We start from the raw sequence: 25,545 nt of genomic DNA on the forward strand, positions 1-25,545 counted from the left end.
GGTTTATCTAACTGGTTTTTCAATTTTACCTTTAACCATTTCTTCTAATGATACGTTGTTTACTTTAGTAACCTTCCATCTTACTCCAGGAATATCTCCCATGGATCTTCCGGATGGTCCTCCAATTCCTTCAATCATAACTTCGTCGTGCTCATCGATAAACCCGATAGCACCATCTCCAGGGGCAAATGCAGTTATTTGCTTCCCATTTTTAATGAGCTGAACCCTTACACACTTTCGTATAGCTGAGTTTGGCTGTTTTGCCTCAATACCTACTTTCTCTATTACAATTCCTCTTGCCTGAGGTGCTCCTTCTAAAGGGTCAGCTTTAACATCTAATCTCAGTGTTTTTCTTTTATATTCTACATCCTTCCATCTGAAGTTCTGTCTATTCTTTTTAAGTTTTTTTGCTGCAAAAAGTCCGGGCAAACGTGATTCCTCCTTAAATTAGCATTATAATTAGCAAATAGTGTAATCAGTATCAAAACTGAATGATATCTACATTATTTTATCACAATGTTATTTATATTGTGCTGTCTTTTTGCTAAAAGCCTTGCTCTTTCTATGTTTCTACCGCCTTTTCCAATAGCAGTCCTTTTATTTCTGGGATCTGTCTCTATGGTGGCGATTTTTTCCCCATTTTCTTTTTGAAGTATTCTGATACTTCTAACTTTGGCCGGAGCCATTAGGTTGGTGATAAATTCCACGGGATCTTCGGAGTGCTCTATGACTTCAACACCCTTGTCAACAGCTTTTTGAACTTTAGCTACTGTACTTCCTCTTTTTCCAATTGCAAGTCCCATGTCTCCTCTTTTTACGAGAAAAGTTATTTTACCTGCTTCGTCATTAACAATACAGTCTTTGACCATTGCGCCGGTCATGCTCTCAAAGAGTGCTATATATCTTATTTCATGTGTTGTAAATTTTATGGTCACAGATATTACCCCATAATTTCTAATATTGTAGAATCTCCTGGATCCTTAATGATAAGTGTAGCAACTGTAAATGGTTTACCACATACAGAACCAAGATCTACGCTTGTACCACCATAAGTGTAAACAGGAATATCTGATAATTTTGAATAATGCATCACATCTTCCCTAACTTCTTCAGGGCAATTTTCTGCAATGATCACCAGTTTTCCTTTGCCTAACTTTAAAGCCTGAACAGATCTATCAGACCCTAATGTAACAGTCCCTGTATCTACAGCGACCCTAATTCCTCTATCTACATCCATGTGTTGCCTCCTTTTTTGGTCATGAGCTGTTGAATAAGCTTTTACTCATCGTTTACTCTTTTTGTTTCATAATGACGCCAACAGAACCTGTTCCAAGTGGTATCGGCTGTCCAATTATAATATTTTCAATTATTCCGGTGAGATGATCTATTTCTCCTCTTATGCTGGCTCTTAAGAGGTGTTTTCCAGTCTCTTCAAAAGAAGCTCTTGCCAGTACACTTGCTTTCTCACCACTTATACCATGTCTTCCTATGGATTTAACAGAACCGTCTGCAGTCATCATATCTGCAACCAGCATGATGTGCCTTACATCCACTGTAAGACCCTGCTCTTCCATAGTATTCTGCGCTTCTCGTATTATGGCATTTCTGGCTGCTTCAATTCCCAGAACTTTCTCTATTTCGTGAATGTCATTTGTTGTGGTCCTGACTTTATCAATACCTTCCATTTTTAAAACGGATCCAAGATTTGAACCTTCTGTGTGTATAACCCATTCAGAGCCTTCTTTACTGATAACTACTTTACCAATGTTCTTTACACCACTGATTTGAAGGTCACGGACCTTGTCTGCAAGAAGTCTTAACTCTCTTATAGTTGGTGATGGAGGTTCAAAACTCAGCATACTGTTATCTATTTGAACTCTTTTAAAAGCTTTTTCTATACGCTCTTTGATGTCATCAAGATCAAGTCTTCTCTCAATGATCTTCTCTAAATCGAGTTCCACCACAACATTCATGTCAGCGTAGTTAAGGTTAAAGTTCTTTAAAATGTCGTTCATGCTGCTTTTACCAATCTGGTTGGCTACTTTTCTTACAAACTCCTCGTCAGTTCTGTATTTTTCTTCAAAATAGATGGCCATTGTTGGAGTTGATATTTTCTTTCTGGCATCCACAATTTCAATCAGTCTTGGAAGACCGAGGGTAACGTTCAGTTCTGCTACCCCTGCATAGTGAAATGTTCTCATTGTCATCTGGGTACCAGGTTCGCCCACAGATTGGGCTGCTACTGTACCTACTGCTTCACCATCTTCAACAGCTGCTCTGTCATATGCCTTTATGATTATATCAATAAGCTCTTCCAGTTCTGCTTTATCTAAATCATGCCTTTTGCTGGCATCTGCGATTTCCTCAACCAGGCTTTCAGGAAAGTCAGCCTTTTTCTTCTTTAAAATTTTAATGATACTTTCTAAATCCTGCACAAAACCACCCATTAATCATATTATCCTTATTTACCTGATTTAATCCTTATTTCTTCAATTACCCGGTCAATATCCACCACTTTACCGTAATCACTCTTTGCAGGGTCTACTTTATCTTCACCGTACATGGTCTGGATTATAACTCCCCTGTTATCTCTAACAGTACCGTCAGGCATAACGCTTAAATCCTGGAGAGCATTTACAAGTCTTCGCTGCATGTAACCACTCTGTGCGGTACGTATCGCCGTGTCCACAAGACCTTCTCTACCTCCCATAGCATGGAAGAAAAATTCCAGCGGGTCCAGTCCGGATTTATAACTTGAATGCACAAATCCACGTGCTTTAGCACCTAATTCTCCTTTTTTGAAGTGCGGAAGGGTTCTTTCACTGTAACCTCTTTCTATCCGACCACCACGAACTGACTGCTGACCCACACATGCTGCTATCTGAGTGAGGTTAAGCATGGACCCCCTTGCACCTGTAAGTGCCATGATTACTGCGTGGTTTTTGTTAATATCAAAGTAGCTTTCTGCAATTACACCAGACTTATCCCTTGCTTCTCCAAGCTCCTGCATTATTTTCATCTCAAGGGTTTCTTCAAGACTTCTTCCAGGAAGAGCTTCAAGTTCTTCGTTATTATATGCTTCAATCAGGATTTCAACTCTCTCTTCTGCTTTTGATAATAGCTCTTCAATTCTCTCTTTTGCTTCCAGAGGGATTTCTTCGTCGTCTGTACTGGTTGTGAATCCTTTCTTCATTATTCCCGAAATTGCAAGTTTGGTTGCTGAATCCAGGAATTCTCTGGCCCTGTCAGTACCGTATTCTTTTACTATGAAATCAAGAATCTTTCCTGCAAATGATCCAAATGCTTTATCGTCAATTACACCACTTATTAACTGTCCGTTTTCAATCATGACATAGGCATCGTTTTTACATTCCTGTTTAAGACATTCATCACATTTTCTGCAGATTTCTGCCTTGTAGACCATGTTAAGGTCTTCTGGTAATAATAATGAGAATATTTCTTTCCCGGTCCATGGTTCACCTTTAGGGTCTGGTAGAGGGATCCTTGCTCTTTTTAAAATCTGGAAAACTTCATCTTCTTCAAATACGCTACTCTTTCTGGTTAAAAGATATGCGCCGGATATGTGGTCGTGTATTCCGCCAATAATTGGGCCACCGAATCTTGGGGATAGTATATGTTCTTGAACTCTCATCAAGGATTTAGCTTCTGCACGTGATTCTTCTGTCTGGAAAACGTGCATATTCATTTCGTCCCCGTCAAAATCAGCGTTATAGGGAGGGCATACACAAAGGTTGAGTCTGAATGTCTTGTATGGTAAAACTCTAACTTCGTGGGCCATCATTGACATTCTGTGTAATGAAGGCTGCCTGTTAAAGAGTACGATATCCCCATTTATTAAATGTCTTTCAACCCTAAAACCAACATCTAATTTTTCAATTATGGCTTCTTTGGTTTCTTCGTATACTCTGACCTTTCTTCCGTCAGGCCTTTCCACATAATTTGCTCCAGGGTGCACATTTGGGCCGTTTTGGATATATTTTTTCATTTCTTCAATGTTCCAGGGAGTCACATAAATTGGTACAGTGACTTCTTTTGCTATCATTTCAGGAACACCGACTTCGTTAATACTTATATTTGGATCAGGAGATATAACTGTCCTTGCAGAGAAGTTAACCCTTTTACCGGATAAGTTACTTCTGAAACGCCCTTCTTTACCTTTAAGCCTCTGAGTAAGGGTTTTAAGAGGTCTTCCTGACCTGTGTCTTGCTGGGGGTACACCTGATGCTTCATTATCAAAATAAGTTGTAACATGGTACTGTAAAAGTTCCCAGAGATCCTCTACAATAAGTTGAGGGGCACCAGCCTCCATATTTTCTTTTAATCTCTGGTTAATCCTCAATATATCCACTAATTTATGAGTTAAATCGTCTTCAGACCTTTCACCTGTTTCCAGTGTAATTGATGGTCTTACAGTTACTGGAGGGACTGGCAAAACAGTTAAAACCATCCATTCAGGTTTTGCAACCTTTGGATTTACCCCGAGCAGTATGTGATCTTCTTCTGGAATCTTTTCAAGCCTTTCTCTTACTTCACTGGGAGTTAGTTTGTAGTTACCTTCCACAATTGATACAGGTTTATCTATTTTGATATCTTCCTGTTCTTCTTCGCAGTGGGGACATTTATCTCTTCTTGCAACTGTATAAATTTCTTTTATGATGTCAGTGAGGCTCTCCTCATTTTCTATCATAGTTTCAATACGATCTCTGTAATCAATGATCTCTACATCAGTTAACAGAATTCTTGCACACTCTTTACATGTTGATCTGAGTATTTTATGAATTGTATCTGCAAAACCTGCATGAATTACAGGCCTTGCTATATTAATGTGACCAAAATGTCCCTGGCAGTCACCTCCCCTTGATCCACATGACCTGCATTTAAGTCCAGGGTCAATAACTCCAAGTCTTGGATCCATTAATCCTGCTTCAATAGGATACCCATCCTCATCGTAGGTGTCTGGAGTTACTATGGTGGTAACTGACATTTTTCGTATGTCTTCTGGAGACATCAGACCAAAATTAATCTGAGCGATTTTCTTTAAAATTCCTTTCAAAATATTCACTCCTTACTTTTCCCCTTTTTACCATTAATATCTTTAAATTAGTTAATATTTGAAATTTATAATTTTGATGTTTGCAAATCATTAAAAAATCTTTGATTTCGCATGCTTTGCTTTCGTAGGTTATGCTTTATCTTCAAGTATAAGTTTTGGGAATATGCACAGGCTCTTAAGCTCGTCTAATAGGAGTTTAAATGCATATGAAATCTCAACAGGGAATAAATCTGAATCTCCACATATTGGACAGTACTTTCTTCCCCTTATCCTGTCGAAGACCCCAATCATACCACATTCTGAACATATAATGGCTTCATATTTATCTGATTCATCAAGAAGTCTTTCTTTAAGCGCTAATGCAGCACCATGAGCAATAAGACAATCTCTTTCCATTTCCCCAAATCTTAAACCACCTTCTCGGGCTCTACCTTCTGTAGGTTGTCTTGTTAGAACCTGTATAGGTCCTCTTGATCTTGCATATACTTTATCAGATGTCATGTGGTGCAGTTTCTGGTAAAAAGCAACTCCTATGAATATTTCAGCTTCTATCCTTTCACCGGTAATTCCATTGTATAGGGATTCACGTCCTGCTTTTTCAAATCCATTTGCTTTAAGAAGTTCTTTAATTAATTCTTCTCCATCAGCCCCTGTAAATGGAGTTCCGTCCATTCTTCTTCCCTCCATTGCACCTGCTTTCCCTGCAAGCATCTCAATAACCTGACCAACAGACATCCTTGAGGGGATAGCGTGCGGATTTACGATTAAATCTGGAACTATACCCTCTGCTGTAAATGGAACGTTTTCCTGTGAAACTATAAGTCCAACAACTCCCTTCTGCCCGTGTCTTGATGCAAATTTATCTCCAAATTCAGGTTGTCTCTGGTCGCGGACTCTTATTTTGGCTAATTTACTTCCTTCGACAGTTTCTGTCATCATCACTGCATCAATAACTCCTTTTTCACCGTGTCTTACAGTAATGGATGTTTCACGTCTTCGCTCTGCAGGGGTTCCAAATTCGTCAATTTCTTCAAGGAACCTTGGAGGGGAAGTTTTACCTATTAAAACGTCACCAGATTTAACTTCCACTTCAGGATTTATGATGCCGTCCTCGTCCAGATGTCTGTAAACTTCATCTGATCTGTACCCTCTAACAGTCTTTTCTGGTAGTTCGAATTTATCTTCCTGTCCACCAGGATATCTTCTCTCTGAAGCTTCATATGATCTAAAGAAGGATGATCTTGAAAGTCCTCTTTCAATGGATGCCTTGTTAAGTATCAATGCATCCTCCATGTTGTACCCTTCATAGGACATAACTGCAACCACGAAATTCTGACCCGATGGCCTTGCATCATAATTTGTGGCATCTATGGATCTTGTTTTGACTATAGGTAACTGCGGATGATGTAAAAGGTGGGCCCGGGTATCTGTCCTAAGACCATAGTTTGAAACGTAAAGGCCTAAAGCCTGCTTTGTCATCCCTGCTTCCATGGTGTTCCTTGGGGATGAGTTGTGGTTAGCATAAGGGATAATGCCTGCACATATCCCCAGCATTGTAGAGGGGTCAATTTCAAGGTGAGTGTGTTCATCTGTTATAAAATCATCAAACATGGCTATGTAGGTGTTTTCTTCCTCTTCAGCATCAAGATATTCAATTACACCCTGATTTATAAGGTCGTTCCAGTTCATTTCACCGGCTTCAACAGCTTCAATGTGCTCCTCTTTAAGCATGGGCATGCCATCTTTAACCACTATAAGTGGCCTTCGTGCTCTTCCTGGATCGCTAAAAATAAAAATTTCATCTGTTTCAGGGTAATGTGTTATGTTCATTTCATGAGAAATCTGGCCGCTTCTCCTTTTTTCCCTCATTTCTTCCACAAAAATGTATGGATCGTCACAAGTCCCTATAAGTTTACCATTAATATAAATTTTGCACTTTTTCACGTTTTAACCTCTCTATTTGGAACTTAAAACTCCCATTTTTTTAATCACTTTTTCAATTTCTGCAGGATCAGACCCTTCAGATATCCGGGCAAGAAGTGCAAGGTTTTTAACAAGCCCACAATTAGGTCCCTCGGGCGTTTCGTTTGGACATATCTTTCCAAACTGTGTCGGATGCAGGTCACGAGCTTCAAAATGGGGTTGACTCCTGCTTAAAGGTGATACAACTCTTTTAAGATGGGATAATGTTCCCATGTAACTTGTTCTATCAAGAAGCTGGCTTACACCAGCCCTTCCACCAACCCAGTTTCCGGTGGCAATGGCATGCTTGATGTTTTCTGTTAAAACATCAGACCGCACAGCCTGTTTTACAGAAGGTTCTTTTCCACGTGCTAAGCTTCGCTCAAGCTGGTAGGTCATATCTCTGGTTAAGCTTGTAAATGCAACTCTGAATAAATCTTCCATAAGATCTCCAGATACTCTGAGTCTTTTGTTAGAGTAATGATCCTTATCATGAGGTTCGCGTGTTTCAAAAATGACTTGAAGAAGCATTTCGGTCATTTCAGCCAGATAAGTTGCTTTTTCAGCCCTGTGTTCTGGTTCAACGCCCATGTGTGGTAATAAATATCTGTCAATTACATCTTCAGCTCTTTTAATCCTGTATTCTTCAGTCATACCCTTCGCTACCCTGTTACCAATATATTTAACTGCATCATACCTGTTCATTACTTCTGAAGTCTGTATATCATCTATGAGTATGAATTGAATGTCTTTTTCATCTGAAACACTGGTTACCAGCTCTTCGTCAGTTTCAAGGCCAAGCGCACGTAATATAACAACAAGCGGTATTTCTCCTGGAACGTAAGGGAATGCTATCCTGAGGAATACTCCTTTTTTCCTTGGTTTTCTGTATTCAAGCGTAATTCGAGCTCTAAATCCACTTTTTATTGAAGTTACAATTGCTCTTGCTCTCCTATCTTCTTTTTCCCCAATACGTTCAAGAATAATTTTGTTTGGAGCTATCTCTTCCATTGTTACAATTGCTCTTTCAGAACCGTTAACGATGAAATAGCCTCCAGGATCCTGTGGATCTTCTCCTTTTTCTTCCAATTCTTTTTCATTTAATCCATTTAGAGGACATATATTTGAGTTGAGCATTACTGGTAGTTCACCAATATATACAGGTTCTAAAGTCGGATTTCCTTCTCCTTCTTTGACCAGAGCCATTTCCAGGTACATATGTGCAGAATAAGTTAAATTTCTAAGCCTTGCTTCTGTTGGGTATATTACACTTTTTGATCCATCAGCTTCTTTAATAAATGGCTTTATAATCTCTAATTTACCTGTTTCTACTCTGTATTCTCCCTGTTCAAGTACAATAGGTTCTGTGATATCAATTATGTCCTGTATTCTGTGGTCTACAAAGTCGTTGTAGGATTTTATATGATGGTCTACCAGTTTGTGCTGATCAAAAAATGCATCAACCAGTCCCCATGCATTTTTTTCCATTAAATTCCTCCAAAATCTTCGATTTTGAGGTTTAGAAAATACGCAGTATTTTCTTCAACCTCCAAAAATAAGTTATTCTAATACCAGTCGATAAGTTACAAACTTCCCGGCAGTATGGCTTTTTCGCGTTATTTTCAAAATATCGCCTGCCTTAGCTTCAATTACCTTGCAAACAGGATCATCCTGCTTTATCTTAGGAAGCTGTTCAGGATGGATATCTAATTCTTTTATTATTTTATTTCTTTCAGATTTCGACAAAATAGCATGTTCTGGAACTAATCTGTGTTTTAAGATATCTTTTTTCACACTTTATCCTCCAGTTAAAAATAGCGGGCCCGACGGGAATTGAACCCGCGGCCACTTGGTTAAAAGCCAAGCGCTCTGCCAGACTGAGCTACGGGCCCTGAGTTAAACGCCCTGGCCGGGATTTGAACCCGAGTCGTGGGCTCGACAGGCCCACATGATAGCCCCTACACCACCAGGGCAGCTCTAAGAATGAGAGTATGATACGGTATATGTATACATACTTAAATACTTTTTCTCTTTCTTTTTAGTATATAAACTATTGGGTTATTACATTTTCTAAGTATATTTAATAATCAGAATCCCGCCTGCCGGACTTGAACCAGCAACCCTCGGATCTACAGTCCGATGCTCTGCCAAATTGAGCTAAGGCGGGATACGAAATTATTTTTTATGATGGGACCACCCGGATTTGAACCGGAGTCTCAGGCTCCCAAAGCCCAAAGGATCGACCAAGCTACCCTATGGTCCCAAACAAAACTATATCCATGTCTATTTCTATTTACCTAAAGCCCCGGACGGGAATTGAACCCGCGACCACGAGATTACAAGTCTCGCGCTCCACCAGACTGAGCTACCGAGGCATTCTTAGGTATTTGATATATTTACTTATAAAGTTTTTGCTATTTAATATGTAATTACAGTAATTAGTATGTTTGGAAATTTAGATATTTAAAGCTGCATGTATAAAAAGTTAATGTTTTAATCCCTTTGATGCCACTTCCTGCAGTACTTCAACCGCTGGAAGTTTTTCACCAGCAAGCAGATTAATGGATGCACCGCCACCACTACTGATGTGTGTAATACCTGAAGACAAATTCATATGGTTAGCTGCTGCAGCTAAATGCCCCCCTCCAATAATTGAGTTACCTTTAGATGAAGCAATTGCATTTAAAAGATCTTCAGTACCTATATTGAATCCTTCTTTTTCAAAAACTCCTGCAGGACCGTTTGCAAATATTGTTTTTGCATCCCTGATGCATTTAGCATATTCTGTGATTGTATCTGTACCTATATCAAATATAGGCTTGTTAGGAATTTTTTTAATACTGTATTCCTCTCTTTTACTATCTGTGCAAACAGCAACATCAACAGGCATTTTTATTTGACCTTTAAATTCCTTCAACATCTCTTTGCCCTTTTTAACAAAGTCACAGTAGCCCCTATCCTTTATAAATTCCTGGTTATACTTTCCAATGTTTATCCCTGATGCCCATAAAAATATGTTGGCAACAAGACCCGTGGTGAGTATATAATCAGCACTTCTGTTTCTTAAAACATTTTCCATGACCATTATGGAGTCATCTACCTTTACACCGCCAAGTACATACACACAAGGCTTCTGAGCATTATTTACAGCACTGTATAAAGAATTGAGCTCAGTTTCCATTACTCTTCCTGCACCAGAGGGCAGTGTTAATGCAAATCCTACAAGAGAAGGTTGAGATCTGTGGGCCGCTGCAAAGGCATCGTTTATGAAGTAATCTGCAACAGGTGTTAACTTTTGGACCAGGTGTGTTTCAGCCTGTTCCGTTGGGTCTCTTTTAAGAATTTCCTCTGAATAAAAACGGACGTTCTCTAAAAGAAGTATATCTCCCTTTTTCATTTTCTTTATTCTTTCTCGAGCATTGCTTCCAAATATGTCATCAACGTAGTCTACCGGACGTTTTAAAAGATTTGAAAGTGCTTCAGCATGTTGCTTTAAAGTGGTAAAATCTTTTTTTCCAGGCCGGCTCTGGTGGGCAAGTATAACTGTCTTGGCACCTTTCTTTGAAATTTCATCAATTGTCCCGGCGTGCACTTTAATTCTGGTATCATCTAAAAGAAGCCCTGTATCTGGATCTACAGGCGAATTAATGTCCACCCTTACAAGAACCGTTTTATTTTCCATATCAAAGTCGTCAATAGTTAAAAACTGAAGGGACATTTTTCCACCGATTATATTTTGCTTACAAGATCAAACATTGCCTTTTTGGGGTCATCTGCAAGGATGATTCCTGATGCCAGTAAAACTCCCTCAGTTCCAAGTTCTATTGCAGCTTTCATGTCGTCTCCTGTGGAGATCCCAGCCCCACAAAGCACTCTTACTTCTTTATTGACATCGTGTATGAGTTTTACAGTTTTTTCAACAATTTCAGGCTCTGCCTGAGAAACAGGTATTCCTGATCCTATTAATTCAGGAGGTTCTATTGCTACAAAGTCAGGGTTTAATGTTGCAGCAGCAACACTTGTTTCAATATTATTTGTACAAACTACGCTACTCATTTTGAGGGAAAAAGCTTTTTTGATGGCTGCATCAATATTAAAAAGGTGCATTCTCTGCTCTGAATGGTTTACGAGCGTACCAACGGCTCCCGCTTCCTTCACACTTTCTGGAAGGATACTTCCTGTATGCCCTCCAGCATCAATTGCATCAATGTGCTGCGCCAGGACCGGAATGTCCAGTTCCTGTGATATCCTGTAAATATCGGCGTATTGTGGAGCAACCATTATATTCACGCCTGTTTCCCGAGCAACACTCTGACAGCTCTTTGCAAGTTTAAGTGCATTTTTTCCTGTAGATTCTAAATATGTTTTAAAATTTAAAATTACAATTGGGGACCCTTTAATTTTCTTCATAATTACCCTCCAAAAACAGATATAGCTGATTACACTGGTATTTATTTTTCACTATAAAAATGTGTTGGTATGAATATGGAGTTACATCTACTTAAAAAGAGAGTGTTTTGCCCTAAAATGAATATATAATTATTTTTTAATCAAAAAGCCGTTCCACAATTGGGTTTTCGGTGCTTGGGAGATATGTTGTTATGTTTGGAAATTCTGGCGTGATATTTTCATAATTTTTGGAAGACACACAGGTAGACAAATTATCCAGATTCAAACAAAAAACAAACAATTGCAGGACAACCTCAAAAAAGGGCAAATTAAAAATGAAAGGAAGTTTTTCGCATTCGATCTGATCCTATTTCCTTGAAAAATAGGAAAATTTAATGATAAATAGCTATTCGAGGAATTTCCTGACAAATGGAGAAGTATCTCCTCCTCTTATGAAATGGCCTGATGGCCCCTCGCCTAGGAATTCTGAAAACCATGATTCATGCTGGATCTCTTCGTTTAGTATGGCCAGTGATAAATCGTAGGTTCTGTGATCTTTACCGGCGGTAATGTTACATATGTTTGTATATTGTCGTACGGCGCATCTTTCGGCTCCTACAAGCACTTCTAAAATTTTATTCACATCACCCAGGTCTTCAGGTAGATATGCCGGAGGACATCCAGAAATGTCATGGAATTCTTTCATGTCCTTAGGTAGTTGACCTCCTAATTCATATATTCGAGGCACTAATGCTTCAAAATGATTTCGATCTTCTATTCGCGCTGTTTCAGCTATTTCTTTAATACCTTCTCCTTCAAGTCCAATAAGATTGGCTCTCAGTAGGGTATAATAGTAAAAGGTAGTTAGTTCGGCTGCAGCATTCTTAACCAAAAGCTCCACCAGTTCATCGACATTTACACCAGATCTTTCTACCATCTCTCTTGTTACTTTTGCCATCATTTCATCTCCCATTAACCTTTTTTATTTTTCACGAATTCAGTTATTTAGATCTAAAAAGAAGATCTAATTCTAAATAGAACTCAATTCTATATAAGTTTTGCGATAGGTTTTTATTTAGACCATGACAGATCATATCTATGGAGAACAGATTACGAGATCAAAAAATAAAAATCACTCCTCAAAGAATAGAACTAATTAAAAAGCTTAAAGAACTAAAAACCAAGCATCCATCATTTAATGAAGTATATAAAGCAATTAAAAACACACATCCTAATGTAAGCCGTTCTACTGTACATAAAAATCTAAAATTACTGGAAAAAATAGGTATTATACAAAGCTTTCATTATAAAGGTGAAACCAGATATGAAATGAACACAGAACCTCATGTTAATCTGGTTGAAGCCAATGGAAACATAAAAGATATAAAAAATATCAATGTACAGCAGCATTTACAAGAAATAGAAAGGATAATAAAAGAGGATGAAGGAATAGAACTTAAAAAAATACTGATTATTGTAGAACAAAAAGAGTAGAAACTAAATGCCAGAATTAAAAAACGTATTATTATTTATATGAGTATTAAAAACGTTTTTATCTAATTTGAAAGTAATGCATTATTTAAATTCAATGCCTATAATTAATGAGATTATAAAATTTTGGCTTTTAGAAATGCTTTTAGATTTTGATAAGCATCTTAATGTACCGGTATATGATTTCCACAAAGCCAAAATAAGAATCATTTTAATTATTATTTATATAATTAATAATGATATCTAAATAACAGTGATATATCATATTTAAAAGTAAATACTGAAAAATAACTATTTCTTAAAACATAGTATACAAATTAAGGTGGAATTATTTGAAAACAGTTGTTAAATCCCCTGGTTCTGCAACAGTAATTAATGCAATAGCAACAGGATACGGTTCTGCATTTGGTATAGGGCGATATGTAACTGCAGAAGTCAAATTAAAATCATCTAAAATAACCTGTAAATCAGATAAAGACGTGGACACGACTTTAATGGAATTATGCGTAAAAAAAGTGCTTGAGAATTTTGATGTTCACACAGGTGTTAGTGTTAAAACATATTCTGACCTTCCGGTAGCATCTGGCCTTTCAAGTAGCAGCGCCACATCAAATGCAGTCACTTTAGCCACAGTATTGGCCATATCAAAAAAATATATGCCCGAATATAAATTAGATAAATTTGAAGTATTGAATATGGCAATTGACGCTTCTCTGGATGCAGGGGTAACAATTACTGGAGCATTTGACGATGCCAGTGCTTCATTTTTCGGAGGATTGACCATAACAGACAACATGCAGAGAAAAATTTTAAAGTCACAGGATATGGAAAAGCAAAACATATTAATATATATGCCCGATAAAAAATCTATAACTGCACAATCAGACATCGGTAGAATGAAACTTCTTGCTCCTTATGTCAAACTTGCATTCCATGAAGCTTTAAAGGGAGATATTTATAAAGCTCTCACATTAAATGGACTTTTGTATTGTGCAGCGCTTGAATTTAACCCTAACATTGCCCTCGACGCTTTGAGCGCCGGCGCAGTTGCAGCCGGATTATCTGGTACAGGACCTTCATTTGTAGCTATTACAGATGATAGATTTTTAGATGCGGTTTTAAATGCATGGTGTCAGTATAAAGGCAATATAATGCATGTTGATGTTGATAATGAAGGTACAAAGGAAATTAAGTATTAATATCCCTACTTTTTTGATTGGAAGGTGAAAATAGTGGATAGGGCAGAAGCTTTAAAAATTCTTCAAGAATCCAGAAATAAAATAGATGGAATTGATGAAGAGATCATATCTCTAATCATAAAAAGAACATCACTTGCAGGGGACATTGTAAGTGCAAAAATGGTTCTGGGCATGGAGATAGAAGATAAAAAGAGAGAAGGTTATATTCAGGATAAAACAAAAAGAATAGCAGAGCAGAAACAAATAGATGAGAACTGCCTCAAAGAAATAATGAGAATTTTAACAGATTTAAACAAAAAAGAACAGAAAGAAATACTCCGGAGGGAAACTAATGGGTAACATAAGAACATCATTCGTAAAAAGGATTGCAAAAGAATTAATAGAAACATATGAAGGTAAATTCACCACTGAATTTGATAAAAACAAAAAATTAGTGGAAGAATACTCTACTGTAAGCACTAAACATCTTAGAAACAAAATTGCAGGATATGTAACCAGACTGGTTAGACAGGAATCATGAATAAATTCAGGTGTGACATTTAATGGGAATTATAGTGGTCAAGTTTGGAGGAACATCTATCGGAGACGGGGAAAGGATTAAAAAAGCCGCCCAATCAGTTGTAAATGAATACATGAAAGGTAACAGGATAGTTGTAGTGGTATCAGCAATAAACAAGACTACCGATGAATTTTTAAAGATCGTCGCAGATGCTTTAGGAAGCTCCATAACAGATAAACAGCTTGCAGAAGTCTTTTCAATGGGTGAAATGACCAGTGTCAGAATTTTTTCAACAACAATTGAATCATTAGGCGTTAAATCAGAGTATATTGATCCTTATAAAGACAATTGGCCAGTTATAACTGATGATAATTTTTTAAGTGCAAAAGTAGATTTTAAAAAAACAGAAGAAAAATCAAGAGAATTAAAAAAGATGATTGACGAGGGAATAATTCCTGTAGTCTGTGGCTTCCTTGGAAGGGATAAATCAGGAACCATTACCACTTTAGGTCGTGGTGGAAGCGATATAACAGCTTTTCTACTTGGGCACTGTCTTAAAGCAGAAGAAGTAATAATTGTGACCGATGTTGGTGGTGTAATGTCCACCGATCCAAACAAACTTCAAACCGCAAAAAAACTTGATAAAATTTCTGTTGAAGAAATGAGAGATCTTGCAACTCATGGGGCGCAAATACTCCATCCCCATGCTCTTAAATATAAAGACCCTGAAATTGATGCAAAAATAATAGGATATGAACATGGAGATTTGCAAGCTCCAGGAACAGAAATTATTGGGCCATCCAATAACAGCGAATTAATTAAAAGTGCAACTTTAAACACCGAGCCCATATCAGTTATAGCTGTTGTTGGGGAAGAAATTCTAACTAAAACAGGAATTCTGGCAAGTATAACAGATACCCTTGCTCTAAATGATATTAACATTTTTGGAATTTCCACAGGCCAGAATTCCATAACCGTATTTGTAAATAAAGCAGAGTCAGAACGTGCCCATGAAGTACTTCATGAAGTGGTAGTCGAAACCGATAATTTAAGTTCTCTATCTCTTGGAAGGGAAATTGCAATGATAACTGTTACAAGTCAGGATTTTATAGATACTCCGGGAGTTATTGCAGAAATAACCGAACCTTTACAAAAAAACAAAATCAATATAGTTGAAATTTCTTCAAGTCAAACTTCTGTTGTTATTTTTGTTGATTGGAATGATGGAAGAAAAGCTTATGAACTTGTAAAAGGTGTTCTAAAATGAAATTAGAAGGTACGATCGTAGCTATGGTAACGCCATACACAAAAAGTGATGAAATAGATGAGGAAGGAATCCGTAAAAATATAAATTACTTAATAGAAAAGGGCGTAAATGGGATATTAGCTGCTGGAACGACAGGAGAATCAGCTACAGTATCTCATGATGAACACCGTAAGCTGATTGACATTCTAATCGATGAAGTTAACGGTAGAGTTACAACTATTGCCGGTGCAGGAAGTAATTCATCTAAAGAAGCTCTTGGACTTGTAAAACATGCTGAAGATACTGGGGCGGATTTTGCACTTGTAATAACGCCCTACTATAACAAACCACAACCTCACGGTCTTTACAAACACTATGAAATGTTAACGGATTCTACAGATATCCCTATTGTGGTTTACAATGTACCTTCAAGGACTGGAACGGATATAGATGTTGATACTATTGGAAAAGTGGCAGAACTGGACAATATAGTTGCTATAAAAGAAGCAAACCCTGACATGGACAAAGTATCAAGGATAATTAAAAAAATTGATGAAATTGATAAAACTGATAAATTCGTTGTTCTTTCTGGAAACGATGATCTTACACTCTCTATGATGGTTCTGGGGGCAAAAGGAGTTATAAGCGTTCTTGGAAATGTTGATCCGGCGCGTATGAGTCAAATGGTTAATTATGCCCTGGAAGGCGACTTTGAATCTGCAGCTAAAGCACATTATGAGCTTTATGACCTTATGAAAGTACTCTTTATTGAAACCAATCCAGTGCCAGCAAAAACAGCTTTAAACATGATGGGGAGACCTGCAGGCCATGTTAGAATGCCTCTTGCACCTCTTAAAGAGGAAAATGAGGCTAAATTGAAACAGGTCCTCAAAAAACTTGATTTAATTTAAATTTTTTTAGGAGATAGATAAAATGATTGGAGTAGCTGTAACAGGCGCAAGTGGAAGAATGGGTTCTAAAATAATTAAAACCATACTAAAACAGGACGATATGAAAGTTGTGGCAGCAATAGAAGCACCAGAAACTCCTTTGGAAGAGAAAGATATAGGAGAAATTGTTGGTGTTGGAAGGATAGGTGTACCTGTTAACGGTGCAGAAAAGCTTGCCGAAGTTTTAAAGGAAAAGAAACCTGATGTACTTGTTGATTTCACCATAGCCGATGCAGCGGTAAACACAATCAAAACAGCTGCAAAACACGGTGTAAATATTGTTGTAGGCACAACCGGTATATCTGATAAACAGATGGATGAAATCAAAGATGCAATCGCTGAAAATAATATAAAAGCAGTTATATCTCCAAATATGGCGGTGGGGGTCAACGTCTTCTTTAAAGTGATCAAAGACATTACAAAAATCCTCAACGATTATGACATCGAAATAATTGAAGCACACCACAAACACAAGGCCGATGCTCCATCAGGGACTGCGGTTAAGGCCTATGAAATAATAGCAGATGAACTTGGAAGAAAAACATGTGTATATGGTAGACAGGGGCTTGTTGGGGCCCGTACACAGGAAGAAATAGGAATGCATGCAGTTCGTGGAGGAGATATTGTGGGTGATCATACAGTGCTCTTTGCAGGGGAAGGAGAGAGAATTGAACTTGTTCACAGGGCCCACAGCAGACAGGCATTTGTAAATGGAGTGATCAAAGCTATAAGATTTGTAGTCAATGCTCCTGAAGGTAAAATAAGTGATATGGGCGATGTTTTGGATATAAAATAGATCTCCTTTTAAAAACAGGGTAAAGTAATTGAATTTGTGGTTATAGGTGATTAAAATGATAAACGTAGGTATTCTCGGAGCAACTGGAATGGTTGGACAGAGATTCATCGAAATACTGGCAGATCATCCAAAGTTCGAACTCACCGCTCTTGCAGCATCTGCAAGATCAGCCGGAAAAAAATATGAAGACGCAGCAACATGGTATCTTGATACCAAGATACCAGAGATGGTTAAAGACATGATTGTGGTGGATACAGACCCAAAGGAAATAAAAGATGTGGATATAGTATTTTCTGCACTACCTGCAGAAAGTGCAGCAGTTGTAGAGCCGAAGTTTGCAGAGTCTATGGTTGTAGCATCAAATGCAAGTGCAATGAGAATGGAACCAGATGTTCCACTTGTAATTCCTGAAGTAAATCCAGAACACCTGGACATGATTGAAACCCAGCAAAAAAACAGGGGATGGGATGGTTTTATTGTTACAAATCCTAACTGTTCAACTATAGCACTTACAATTACTCTTAAACCGCTTTACGACCAGTACAATATTAAAAGGGTTTATGTTTCCACAATGCAGGCTGTTTCAGGGGCAGGTTACAATGGAGTTCCTTCTATGGCCATTGTGGACAACCTGGTTCCATTTATTGGCGGCGAAGAAGAAAAGATAGAAACTGAAACCCTTCATTTATTAGGTGATTATGATGGTGAAACTGTAACTCCAGCATCTTTTGGAGTGAGCGCGTCGTGCCATAGAGTTGCAATCTTAGATGGACATACAGAAGCTGTTTTCATTGAAATGGAAGATGAATTTGAAATTGAGGATATTAAAGAATCAATGGATTCATTTAAAGGCCTCCCCCAGAAACTGGATCTCTATTCTGCACCGCAAAAACCTATTATAGTTAAAGAAGAAGAAAATAGACCTCAACCAAGAATGGACAGGAATAATGATAAAGGTATGGCTGTAACTGTTGGTAGAATTAGAAAAGATGCAGTGTTTTCAGATAGCTTTAAATATGTTCTTGTAGGGCATAATACTATTAGGGGTGCTGCTGGAGCTTCAATTTTGAATGCTGAATTGTTATCTGAGATAATGTAGATATTTACATTATCCCGCGAATAGTCTGGAAAACCCTTACGCTGATTAAAAACATATTCTACACCGGGCACTCACCAAAAACATAAGTTTAATGGAGAAATTTGTTATGGAGAAATTGTCAGGGTCTTCTCTGGTTAAAATCACCAAAGAAGCGGTTCACTGCGATGTGGAAGATGAAGTAGTAATTTTAAGCATGAAAGATGGGGTATATTATGGACTGAATCCAGTGGGGGCATTTATCTGGAATCAGATTCAGGAACCGAAGAGGGTTAATGAAATTAGGGATGCGATTCTTGGAGAATATGAAGTTGATAGAGAAGCATGTGAAAAGGACTTAATGCAATTACTGGGCGAACTTTTAGATAAAAAGCTTATTGAGGTGGAGGAAAGTTTTTAACCACTCTAAAATAGTAATTTGAGGTTATTAATGAATAAAATTAAAAGTTTTATAAAACTAAACTCTACTTTGAAATTCATTTTAATTAAAGCGTTTTTTCTACTTTTAACTGTAAGGATATTGCTCTGGATACTTCCTTTTTCATTTATAAAGAAGATAATCCCGGGATTTATTGTGGTTTCTGAGGATATGGAAACTTCAGAAATTTCCACAGAAAAGCTTACCTGGGCAATCAGGGTGATGAGTACCTACACTCCTAAAGCCACATGCCTCACCCGTGCAATTGCAGCGCAAATTCTGCTTGCAAGGTACAATTATTCATCAACTATTAAAATAGGTGTCTTTAAAAATGAAGAGGAATTTGAAGCTCATGCATGGCTGGAAGCAGAGGGTGGGACAATTCTTGGTGAATCAGAAACCGAATATACTCCAATAATGGATATGGGATAAAAAAAGATGTATCTCTAATAAATGAAGTTATTCACAGTAATTCTACATTGAAATTAGTTTTTAGAAGATTTATCCTCTTTAAAAAAAATTGCGGCTATAAGGATGAGTCAAGAACATATCTATCTATCATTTCTATCTTCCCTTATGAGTTTTGCAGAAGAAACAGTTCCCTTCATTTTTTTTAATTTCCGGGTAGCTAAGTAATTCATAATTTACTAATAAAATAATTATTTCAGGGTGAAAATCTGAATGAGTGCAATAACAGGGATTTTTTACAGAAAAGAGCGGAAAGTTTACCCGGAACTCATTAAAAGGATGAATGACAGGCTTTCGTATCGTGGACCTGATGGATCTACGGTTTGGAGTTATTAATGTTGTTTTAAAGATTTAACATTTAATAGAATCATTTATTTTAATTATAAAAACTATTATAAGCTATTTAGAATAAATTGAAAGAGATAAGAGGATGACATATGTTTTATTACAGAGCATTTGGATTAAATATTTCATCTGAAGTTGAACTTCCAGGAATGATTGAAACAGATAGTGACAATAAATTTCATGTTCAGATCAGTTTAAATGAAGTTAATGTACCTCCATTTAAGGGTATAGATAGCCCCAACTATTTTGTGGATGGAAAAAATGTTTATCTGTGGTGGGATGAGATCGGGAAGGTTAAGATAAGTGATGGAAAGCAAATAATTGTTGATTCATCATCTAATTTGAATAGTAATGAAACCAGCATAATCCCTTTTTTACTGGGGCCTGTAATGTCCATTTTACTCTATCAACGAGGATTATTAGTGCTCCATGGAAGTTCAATTAATGTAAATAATGGTGCGATTGCTTTTTTGGGGTATAGAGGACTTGGAAAGTCAACAACTGCCATAAATTTATATAAGAAGGGCTATCCACTGATAACTGACGATATTCTGGCTGTTGAATTTAATAAAGAAGGATTACCAGTTGTATACCCTGGCTATCCTCATGCACGTTTACCTGATGATTCTTATATGCATATAAACACAGATATTTTAACACCTATTCGGACTTACGCGGGGAAAGTTTTTTGTGATGCTTCCAGGGGTTTTTTACCAGAACCTGTGGAATTAAAGAAGATTTACATACTTGAAGAAGGCGAAAAGCTTAGAATATCTAATTTTAAGTCGCAGGAGAGTGTTATTAATCTTATAAGGCATTCAACTGCAAACAGAGTTATGCAGGATAATAAAGATCAGGCCAAAAATTTGATTCAATGCGCCAATTTAATTAAAAATATTACTATCAGTCGTTTAGAGATATCACACTCATTTAAAAATCTCCCGGATTTAGTAAACCTGATTGAGGATGATTTTAATGTGGGTGGGTGATATTTACGTGGATAAGTAAATATTAGTGAGATATTACTCGATACAGGGTATTAGAAGAATCATACCTCAAATTAACATGTCCAAATAGAGTTTTTCGGTAGGTTCATGGATAAATTAAATAATTAAAACGGCACATAGACAAATTAAAAGAATTGAACTTAATCAGGACAAATGTATTTCATGCTCCTAATTCTATACCTTCTTTTATAGCCGGGTTAACAATTCCTATTTCTTTCTTTTTTTCTTCAAATTCTTCAGGAGTGTAACACAGCTGTTCCAGCAACACTAAACCTTCCCAGTCAGCTGAAACATCCCTGATTCTTTCCAACCAGTTGATGCCCTCAAATTTTTTGCTCACTATAATCATATCCACGTCACTATCAATCAGATGATCACCTCTGGCTCTGCTTCCAAATATCAGGACTTTTTCAGGCGAATATTTCTTATTAACCATCTCCAGAAAACCATCTATCCATTTTTTAACAGCTTTATCTGTGATTCTATCCATTTTATAACCTTCTTACTTTTATCTAGAATATCGGTGGCAACTTCTTCATCATAAAGTTCGTAGGGTGTTCCATAAGCTGCATCAGGATATCTGGTGGTGACGAATTCAGGAGTTAACCTTCTTAAAAACATGTGAGTATCTGATAAATAGCATTTTTTAGTCATTATGATACATATCTAATGTTTTAATGTTCAGATCGGTGAAAAACAAGATGAGTGCAATAACAGGGATATTCAACAGTAGATGAAAGGATTTAGAGAAAACATTTTAAGTTGATGAAAAATTGAATAAATTATTTATACAATTGAATACAATTTGCATTCATGCTGAAGAGGATTTTTACTTCAAAAACAAGAGTTAAAATTTTAACATTCTTCATGATAAATCCTGAAAAAGAAATGTTTGTAAGAGAAATTTCAAGAACCATTAACGAAAATATTAATGCTGTTAGACGAGAGTTATCAAATCTAGAACAAATTGGGCTTTTAATAAGTAAAAAAGAAGGTAATATGAAATATTATTCTGTAAACAAGGATTTTCCAATATATGAAGAATTAAAGAGCATTATTTTAAAAACCGAAGGGGTAGCAAAGATTATTAACAACAATTTAAGTCAAATAGGTGAAATTAAACTGGCATTTATATATGGTTCCTTTGCATCTGGAAAAGCAAATATACAAAGTGATATAGATATTTTTTTAGTAGGAGAGCTGAATGAGGATCAACTAATAAAGGAAATTTTAAAGCTTGAAAAAACATTATCAAGGGAAATAAACTACGTTTTATTCAGTGCAGATGAATTTAATCAGAGAATAAATGATGAAGATCCATTTGTTACTAACGTTTTAAGAGAACCAAAAATAATGATAATTGGAGATTTAAATGTTAAGAAAACTTGAAGCTGAAGGATATATCATGAAATTATCCAGTTCACCTCAGCAGGCTGAAGATTCCATTAAACTTGCAGAAAGAGATCTGGAAGTTGCAAAAACAATTTTAGATAAAAATTATGACTGGGCTTTTAATATAGCTTATAATTCAATTTTACAATCTATCCGTGCTTTAATATTTAAAAAGGGCTACAGAACTTCAAGCAGGAATTCCCATGTAGCTACCCTTAAATTTGCTGAAATATTTTTAGATGAATATGATGTACTTTATTTTGATAGGATGCGTAGAAAACGACATCGGGCAGTTTATGATACTGCAGGCACTATTTCAAAAAATGAAGCTGAAAATGCAATTGCAAGAGCGGAAACGATCATAGAAAAAGTTAAAAATTTAATTGAATGAATTAATTTTCTAATTAACGGTGGAACTCGATGAGCGCAATAACAGGGATATTCTACAGAGATGGGCGGAAAGTTGACCCTGAACTCATTAAAAAAATGAATGATCGTTTATCTCATCGTGGGCCTGATGGATCTGCGATCTGGTGTGAAGGTAGTGTTGCTTTGGGTCATCAAATGCTGTGGACAACACCAGAATCATTGCACGAGAAGTTGCCGTTTCACGATGAAAAAGCAGGTTTAGTTATCACCGCTGATGCACGTATTGATAACAGAAAGGAATTATCAGAGGAATTAGATATTGAAGATAAAGAGGATGTGTCTGACAGTTATTTTATTTTGAAAGCGTATGAAAAATGGGGTGAGAAGTGTCCTGAATATTTACTGGGAGATTTTGCCTTTGCAATATGGGATGAGAATGAGGAGAAGCTGTTTTGTGCCAGGGATCATATGGGTGTGAAGCCGTTTTATTATTATCTGGATGAAGAGATGTTTGTTTTTGGGACGGGGATTAAGGCATTGTTTTGTGTTCCGGGGGTTCCACGTGAGTTGAATGAACTGAAAATAGTATATTTTTTTATGTTAGAATTTACAGATAAAAAATTTACATTTTATAAATATGTATTTAGACTACCTGCTGCTCATTCATTAGTAATATGCAAAAGAACGATGAAATTAAAGAAATATTGGGAACTTAATCCTGAATTTCTAATTAAAATGGATTCCGATGAGGAATATATCGATGCTTTTAGTAAGATATTTGCAGAAGCTGTTAATTGCCGCATGAGAAGTGCATTTCCCATAGGATTTGAATTAAGTGGAGGATTAGATTCATCATCATTAGTATGTATGGCAAGATATATTTTAAAAGATAAAATGACTCAAAATGTTCTAAATACCTTTGGATATTCTTTTAAAGAAATTCCTGAGGTTAATGAAAGATATTATGTTAAACAAGTAGTTAATAAGGGAGGAATAATACATCAATTTGTTTATGGAGATAATGTAAGCCCAATGGAAAATATGAAATATATTATTTGGTTTTTGGAACAGCCTCATTATAGCCCTTATTATAGTATAATATGGGAATTATATAAAAAAATGTATAAAAATAAGATACGAATTAGTTTAAGCGGTAATGGTGGGGATGCAACTATTTTTCATGGAAATTATTGCATTAAAGATATAGCATCTAAATTTCAGATTAAAAAACTAATTAGTGAACTGAATAGTTATTCAAAGCGAGTAAATCAGAGTTTTATACATTCGTTTATTAGTCAAGTTATTTTTCAGTTTTTACCAATTGAAATAAAGAATTTCTATTTATTTAAAATAAGGAAAACTAAGAATTTAGATTTTATATTGAATTCAAGAATAGAAAATAAATTTGGAGGTAAAAGTTATTTGAATAAGCTCCTTATTCATCCTTATGAGGCCTCTACAAAAACTGCTAGAAAACATCATTATTATTTGTTAAATAACCTATCATTTCAAAGTGATATGGAACATATGGATAAAATTGCATCTGCATTCAATATTGAACCTAGATATCCGTATTTTGATAAAAAACTTATCGAATTTTGTTATGGAATACCTAATGAAATGAAATCCAGGTTTGGATGGGGCCGTTACTTACAACGTATTGCATTACAGGACATTTTACCTCCAGAAATTCAATGGCGTTATTCAAAAACAAGGTTTTCCCCAATAATTAATAAAAATCTTTTATTATTTGAAAAAAATCGTTTGAAGGAATTTTCTAACTTAAAAAATAATATAATAAGCGATTATGTAAATTTGAATCTCATAAATGATAAATATCAAAAATATATTTCTGGAAAAGATTATAATTCAAGTGATGTGCTAAATTTATGGTTAATAATGATATTGGACTTTTGGTTAGGGGAAAGTGAAATTTTAGGCGTAAAATGTTAATAGGTGTTTATTTTGTGATAAATTTAATTATATAGTTTAAAGAGAATTTTATAACAATAATTTATAAATAGAAAAGTAATACGTCATTTTAATATGATATCCAAGTAAATTACATTGGGAAAAAGGTATATATTGACTGTATATATCTAGAGGAATAGAATATACTCATATAAGACATTTGGATTGATTATAGCCTCCGAAATTGAACTTCCAGGAATGATTGAAACAAATAATTTTAAATATGACGTGAAAATTTCTATTGGAAAAGTATTTAAAAAAGGTTATCCTATAGTAACAGATGATATTATAGCTATTGATTTTAATAGACAAGGTTCACCTATTTTAAATCCAGGATACCCCTATATTAGATTATTAGAAGATATATGTGAAAATGTAAATGATAATTTAAATCATTTTTATTATATTGCAGGGAATTATTTCTCTGATGCATCTAAATATTTCTCAATGCAACCAATAAAGTTAAAAAGAATTTATATACTTGAAAAAAGTGATAAAACTAAAATATCACTTATTAAATCCCAAGAAAAGTTAATAGAATTAATAAGACATTCAACTCCAAATCGAATTTTCAAGTTAAATGCAGAAGAAGATAATTTTAGTAGATATATTAATTTAATAAAAAAGGTTCCTATGTTTAGCTTAAATGTTGCTTATTCTCTAAATGAACTTTCTTATCTAATTAACTTAGTTGAAGAAGATTTAGGAATGAAAAAAGGTAATTCAACTTTTAATTTTTAATGAATGTAAGAATTTATAGTTAATCGCTAAACTTTTTTAACTTTTGGCATGAATCTTTTAATCCATTCTCTGGCGAATGATAACGATTTAGAGTAATGGATGAAGTATTTTTGGATTAATTTTCTAATTTGA

General features: G+C 35.9%; 29 protein-coding genes and 5 tRNA genes. 16 read left to right on the plus strand and 18 right to left on the minus strand.

The annotated features are described in order from the left end of the window. Positions 1–3: 3 nt before the first annotated feature. The 16 genes from PQ963_09470 to dps all read right to left on the minus strand — a co-directional run bounded on the left by PQ963_09470 (position 4) and on the right by dps (position 12,383). Positions 4–429, minus strand: a complete 426-nt coding sequence (locus tag PQ963_09470; GenBank protein ID MEN4029891.1) for a 30S ribosomal protein S12 — start codon at positions 427–429, stop codon at positions 4–6. Between the two features lie 74 nt (positions 430–503). Continuing rightward, positions 504–935: a NusA-like transcription termination signal-binding factor gene (locus PQ963_09475; protein ID MEN4029892.1), complete on the minus strand. Its 432-nt coding sequence runs from the start codon at positions 933–935 to the stop codon at positions 504–506. 5 nt (positions 936–940) lie between these two features. After that, on the minus strand, positions 941–1,237 hold the full coding sequence (locus tag PQ963_09480; GenBank protein ID MEN4029893.1) for a 50S ribosomal protein L30e: 297 nt from the start codon (positions 1,235–1,237) through the stop codon (positions 941–943). A gap of 52 nt (positions 1,238–1,289) precedes the next feature. Then, complete coding sequence (gene rpoA2 / locus PQ963_09485) at positions 1,290–2,447, minus strand: DNA-directed RNA polymerase subunit A'' (protein MEN4029894.1); 1,158 nt, start codon at positions 2,445–2,447, stop codon at positions 1,290–1,292. 14 nt (positions 2,448–2,461) lie between these two features. Beyond that, positions 2,462–5,074 carry a DNA-directed RNA polymerase subunit A' gene (locus PQ963_09490; protein MEN4029895.1) on the minus strand — a complete coding sequence of 871 codons (2,613 nt, stop codon included), beginning with the start codon at positions 5,072–5,074 and terminating at the stop codon, positions 2,462–2,464. A 129-nt stretch (positions 5,075–5,203) separates the two neighbouring features. Further along, on the minus strand, positions 5,204–7,018 hold the full coding sequence (rpoB, locus tag PQ963_09495) for a DNA-directed RNA polymerase subunit B (protein ID MEN4029896.1): 1,815 nt from the start codon (positions 7,016–7,018) through the stop codon (positions 5,204–5,206). Between the two features lie 12 nt (positions 7,019–7,030). After that, complete coding sequence (locus PQ963_09500) at positions 7,031–8,524, minus strand: DNA-directed RNA polymerase subunit B'' (GenBank protein MEN4029897.1); 1,494 nt, start codon at positions 8,522–8,524, stop codon at positions 7,031–7,033. Positions 8,525–8,596: 72 nt separating this feature from the next. Then, positions 8,597–8,830: a DNA-directed RNA polymerase subunit H gene (locus PQ963_09505; GenBank protein ID MEN4029898.1), complete on the minus strand. Its 234-nt coding sequence runs from the start codon at positions 8,828–8,830 to the stop codon at positions 8,597–8,599. Between the two features lie 24 nt (positions 8,831–8,854). Further along, a tRNA-Lys gene (locus PQ963_09510) sits at positions 8,855–8,928 on the minus strand. Positions 8,929–8,937: 9 nt separating this feature from the next. After that, positions 8,938–9,009: transfer RNA gene (locus PQ963_09515), tRNA-Asp, on the minus strand. A 120-nt stretch (positions 9,010–9,129) separates the two neighbouring features. Continuing rightward, positions 9,130–9,203: transfer RNA gene (locus PQ963_09520), tRNA-Tyr, on the minus strand. 21 nt (positions 9,204–9,224) lie between these two features. Then, positions 9,225–9,299: transfer RNA gene (locus tag PQ963_09525), tRNA-Pro, on the minus strand. A 38-nt stretch (positions 9,300–9,337) separates the two neighbouring features. After that, positions 9,338–9,411 (minus strand) — tRNA-Thr (locus PQ963_09530). A 110-nt stretch (positions 9,412–9,521) separates the two neighbouring features. After that, positions 9,522–10,754, minus strand: a complete 1,233-nt coding sequence (locus tag PQ963_09535) for a phosphoglycerate kinase (protein MEN4029899.1) — start codon at positions 10,752–10,754, stop codon at positions 9,522–9,524. An 11-nt stretch (positions 10,755–10,765) separates the two neighbouring features. Beyond that, positions 10,766–11,446, minus strand: a complete 681-nt coding sequence (gene tpiA / locus PQ963_09540; protein ID MEN4029900.1) for a triose-phosphate isomerase — start codon at positions 11,444–11,446, stop codon at positions 10,766–10,768. A gap of 385 nt (positions 11,447–11,831) precedes the next feature. Beyond that, complete coding sequence (dps, locus tag PQ963_09545; protein ID MEN4029901.1) at positions 11,832–12,383, minus strand: DNA protection during starvation protein; 552 nt, start codon at positions 12,381–12,383, stop codon at positions 11,832–11,834. A 140-nt stretch (positions 12,384–12,523) separates the two neighbouring features. On the opposite strand from dps, the gene PQ963_09550 reads away from it, so the two are divergent. The 12 genes from PQ963_09550 to PQ963_09605 all read left to right on the plus strand — a co-directional run bounded on the left by PQ963_09550 (position 12,524) and on the right by PQ963_09605 (position 20,922). Next, complete coding sequence (locus PQ963_09550) at positions 12,524–12,919, plus strand: transcriptional repressor (protein MEN4029902.1); 396 nt, start codon at positions 12,524–12,526, stop codon at positions 12,917–12,919. A gap of 329 nt (positions 12,920–13,248) precedes the next feature. Beyond that, complete coding sequence (locus PQ963_09555; GenBank protein ID MEN4029903.1) at positions 13,249–14,115, plus strand: shikimate kinase; 867 nt, start codon at positions 13,249–13,251, stop codon at positions 14,113–14,115. 33 nt (positions 14,116–14,148) lie between these two features. Further along, positions 14,149–14,454 carry a chorismate mutase gene (locus tag PQ963_09560; protein ID MEN4029904.1) on the plus strand — a complete coding sequence of 102 codons (306 nt, stop codon included), beginning with the start codon at positions 14,149–14,151 and terminating at the stop codon, positions 14,452–14,454. After that, positions 14,447–14,635, plus strand: a complete 189-nt coding sequence (locus PQ963_09565; GenBank protein MEN4029905.1) for a 30S ribosomal protein S17e — start codon at positions 14,447–14,449, stop codon at positions 14,633–14,635. Before PQ963_09560 ends, PQ963_09565 begins: the two co-directional genes overlap by 8 nt. 22 nt (positions 14,636–14,657) lie before the next feature. Beyond that, positions 14,658–15,881 (plus strand): aspartate kinase, encoded by a 1,224-nt coding sequence (locus tag PQ963_09570; GenBank protein MEN4029906.1) that lies wholly within the window; start codon positions 14,658–14,660, stop codon positions 15,879–15,881. Beyond that, the gene (dapA, locus tag PQ963_09575) at positions 15,878–16,771 is read left to right on the plus strand and encodes a 4-hydroxy-tetrahydrodipicolinate synthase (GenBank protein MEN4029907.1); all 894 of its coding nucleotides are present in this window, start codon (positions 15,878–15,880) and stop codon (positions 16,769–16,771) included. Before PQ963_09570 ends, dapA begins: the two co-directional genes overlap by 4 nt. Before the next feature lie 22 nt (positions 16,772–16,793). Next, a complete protein-coding gene (dapB, locus tag PQ963_09580) occupies positions 16,794–17,606 on the plus strand; it encodes a 4-hydroxy-tetrahydrodipicolinate reductase (GenBank protein ID MEN4029908.1) in 813 nt (270 codons plus the stop codon). A 55-nt stretch (positions 17,607–17,661) separates the two neighbouring features. Then, on the plus strand, positions 17,662–18,705 hold the full coding sequence (asd, locus tag PQ963_09585; protein ID MEN4029909.1) for an aspartate-semialdehyde dehydrogenase: 1,044 nt from the start codon (positions 17,662–17,664) through the stop codon (positions 18,703–18,705). Between the two features lie 106 nt (positions 18,706–18,811). Then, positions 18,812–19,102 (plus strand): PqqD family protein, encoded by a 291-nt coding sequence (locus tag PQ963_09590; GenBank protein MEN4029910.1) that lies wholly within the window; start codon positions 18,812–18,814, stop codon positions 19,100–19,102. A gap of 30 nt (positions 19,103–19,132) precedes the next feature. Beyond that, entirely contained in the window at positions 19,133–19,552 is a 420-nt protein-coding gene (locus tag PQ963_09595; protein MEN4029911.1) for a lasso peptide biosynthesis B2 protein, read from the plus strand. Between the two features lie 249 nt (positions 19,553–19,801). Then, the gene (locus PQ963_09600; protein MEN4029912.1) at positions 19,802–19,924 is read left to right on the plus strand and encodes a hypothetical protein; all 123 of its coding nucleotides are present in this window, start codon (positions 19,802–19,804) and stop codon (positions 19,922–19,924) included. A gap of 101 nt (positions 19,925–20,025) precedes the next feature. Then, complete coding sequence (locus PQ963_09605; GenBank protein ID MEN4029913.1) at positions 20,026–20,922, plus strand: hypothetical protein; 897 nt, start codon at positions 20,026–20,028, stop codon at positions 20,920–20,922. Positions 20,923–21,100: 178 nt separating this feature from the next. Here PQ963_09605 and PQ963_09610 read toward each other — a convergent pair whose 3' ends face one another. Continuing rightward, positions 21,101–21,430, minus strand: a complete 330-nt coding sequence (locus tag PQ963_09610) for a nucleotidyltransferase domain-containing protein (protein MEN4029914.1) — start codon at positions 21,428–21,430, stop codon at positions 21,101–21,103. Beyond that, complete coding sequence (locus tag PQ963_09615) at positions 21,391–21,561, minus strand: HEPN domain-containing protein (protein MEN4029915.1); 171 nt, start codon at positions 21,559–21,561, stop codon at positions 21,391–21,393. The genes PQ963_09610 and PQ963_09615 overlap by 40 nt, the downstream gene beginning before the upstream one ends. A 192-nt stretch (positions 21,562–21,753) precedes the next feature. Here PQ963_09615 and PQ963_09620 point away from each other — a divergent pair, with 192 nt between their 5' ends. The 4 genes from PQ963_09620 to PQ963_09635 all read left to right on the plus strand — a co-directional run bounded on the left by PQ963_09620 (position 21,754) and on the right by PQ963_09635 (position 25,413). Then, a complete protein-coding gene (locus tag PQ963_09620) occupies positions 21,754–22,329 on the plus strand; it encodes a nucleotidyltransferase domain-containing protein (protein ID MEN4029916.1) in 576 nt (191 codons plus the stop codon). Further along, the gene (locus tag PQ963_09625) at positions 22,313–22,723 is read left to right on the plus strand and encodes a HEPN domain-containing protein (protein ID MEN4029917.1); all 411 of its coding nucleotides are present in this window, start codon (positions 22,313–22,315) and stop codon (positions 22,721–22,723) included. Before PQ963_09620 ends, PQ963_09625 begins: the two co-directional genes overlap by 17 nt. A gap of 29 nt (positions 22,724–22,752) precedes the next feature. Then, positions 22,753–24,654 (plus strand): lasso peptide isopeptide bond-forming cyclase, encoded by a 1,902-nt coding sequence (locus PQ963_09630; protein MEN4029918.1) that lies wholly within the window; start codon positions 22,753–22,755, stop codon positions 24,652–24,654. Positions 24,655–24,837: 183 nt separating this feature from the next. Beyond that, complete coding sequence (locus PQ963_09635; protein ID MEN4029919.1) at positions 24,838–25,413, plus strand: hypothetical protein; 576 nt, start codon at positions 24,838–24,840, stop codon at positions 25,411–25,413. Positions 25,414–25,545 lie beyond the last annotated feature (132 nt).

It is taken from the genome of Methanobacterium sp., from assembly GCA_039666455.1.
Classification (GTDB): Archaea; Methanobacteriota; Methanobacteria; order Methanobacteriales; family Methanobacteriaceae; genus Methanobacterium_D.

Bases quoted from the DNA above. Each gene is read 5' to 3' on its own strand.
- PQ963_09480 (MEN4029893.1), bottom strand. From the start codon at position 1,237: ATGGATGTAGATAGAGGAATTAGGGTCGCTGTAGATACAGGGACTGTT.
- rpoA2 (MEN4029894.1), bottom strand. From the start codon at position 2,447: ATGGGTGGTTTTGTGCAGGATTTAGAAAGTATCATTAAAATTTTAAAG.
- PQ963_09500 (MEN4029897.1), bottom strand. From the start codon at position 8,524: ATGGAAAAAAATGCATGGGGACTGGTTGATGCATTTTTTGATCAGCAC.
- PQ963_09535 (MEN4029899.1), bottom strand. From the start codon at position 10,754: ATGTCCCTTCAGTTTTTAACTATTGACGACTTTGATATGGAAAATAAA.
- tpiA (MEN4029900.1), bottom strand. From the start codon at position 11,446: ATGAAGAAAATTAAAGGGTCCCCAATTGTAATTTTAAATTTTAAAACA.
- dps (MEN4029901.1), bottom strand. From the start codon at position 12,383: ATGGCAAAAGTAACAAGAGAGATGGTAGAAAGATCTGGTGTAAATGTC.
- PQ963_09550 (MEN4029902.1), top strand. From the start codon at position 12,524: ATGGAGAACAGATTACGAGATCAAAAAATAAAAATCACTCCTCAAAGA.
- PQ963_09565 (MEN4029905.1), top strand. From the start codon at position 14,447: ATGGGTAACATAAGAACATCATTCGTAAAAAGGATTGCAAAAGAATTA.
- PQ963_09570 (MEN4029906.1), top strand. From the start codon at position 14,658: ATGGGAATTATAGTGGTCAAGTTTGGAGGAACATCTATCGGAGACGGG.
- dapA (MEN4029907.1), top strand. From the start codon at position 15,878: ATGAAATTAGAAGGTACGATCGTAGCTATGGTAACGCCATACACAAAA.
- dapB (MEN4029908.1), top strand. From the start codon at position 16,794: ATGATTGGAGTAGCTGTAACAGGCGCAAGTGGAAGAATGGGTTCTAAA.
- asd (MEN4029909.1), top strand. From the start codon at position 17,662: ATGATAAACGTAGGTATTCTCGGAGCAACTGGAATGGTTGGACAGAGA.
- PQ963_09590 (MEN4029910.1), top strand. From the start codon at position 18,812: ATGGAGAAATTGTCAGGGTCTTCTCTGGTTAAAATCACCAAAGAAGCG.
- PQ963_09595 (MEN4029911.1), top strand. From the start codon at position 19,133: ATGAATAAAATTAAAAGTTTTATAAAACTAAACTCTACTTTGAAATTC.
- PQ963_09600 (MEN4029912.1), top strand. From the start codon at position 19,802: ATGAGTGCAATAACAGGGATTTTTTACAGAAAAGAGCGGAAAGTTTAC.
- PQ963_09605 (MEN4029913.1), top strand. From the start codon at position 20,026: ATGTTTTATTACAGAGCATTTGGATTAAATATTTCATCTGAAGTTGAA.
- PQ963_09610 (MEN4029914.1), bottom strand. From the start codon at position 21,430: ATGGATAGAATCACAGATAAAGCTGTTAAAAAATGGATAGATGGTTTT.
- PQ963_09615 (MEN4029915.1), bottom strand. From the start codon at position 21,561: ATGTTTTTAAGAAGGTTAACTCCTGAATTCGTCACCACCAGATATCCT.
- PQ963_09620 (MEN4029916.1), top strand. From the start codon at position 21,754: ATGCTGAAGAGGATTTTTACTTCAAAAACAAGAGTTAAAATTTTAACA.
- PQ963_09625 (MEN4029917.1), top strand. From the start codon at position 22,313: ATGTTAAGAAAACTTGAAGCTGAAGGATATATCATGAAATTATCCAGT.
- PQ963_09630 (MEN4029918.1), top strand. From the start codon at position 22,753: ATGAGCGCAATAACAGGGATATTCTACAGAGATGGGCGGAAAGTTGAC.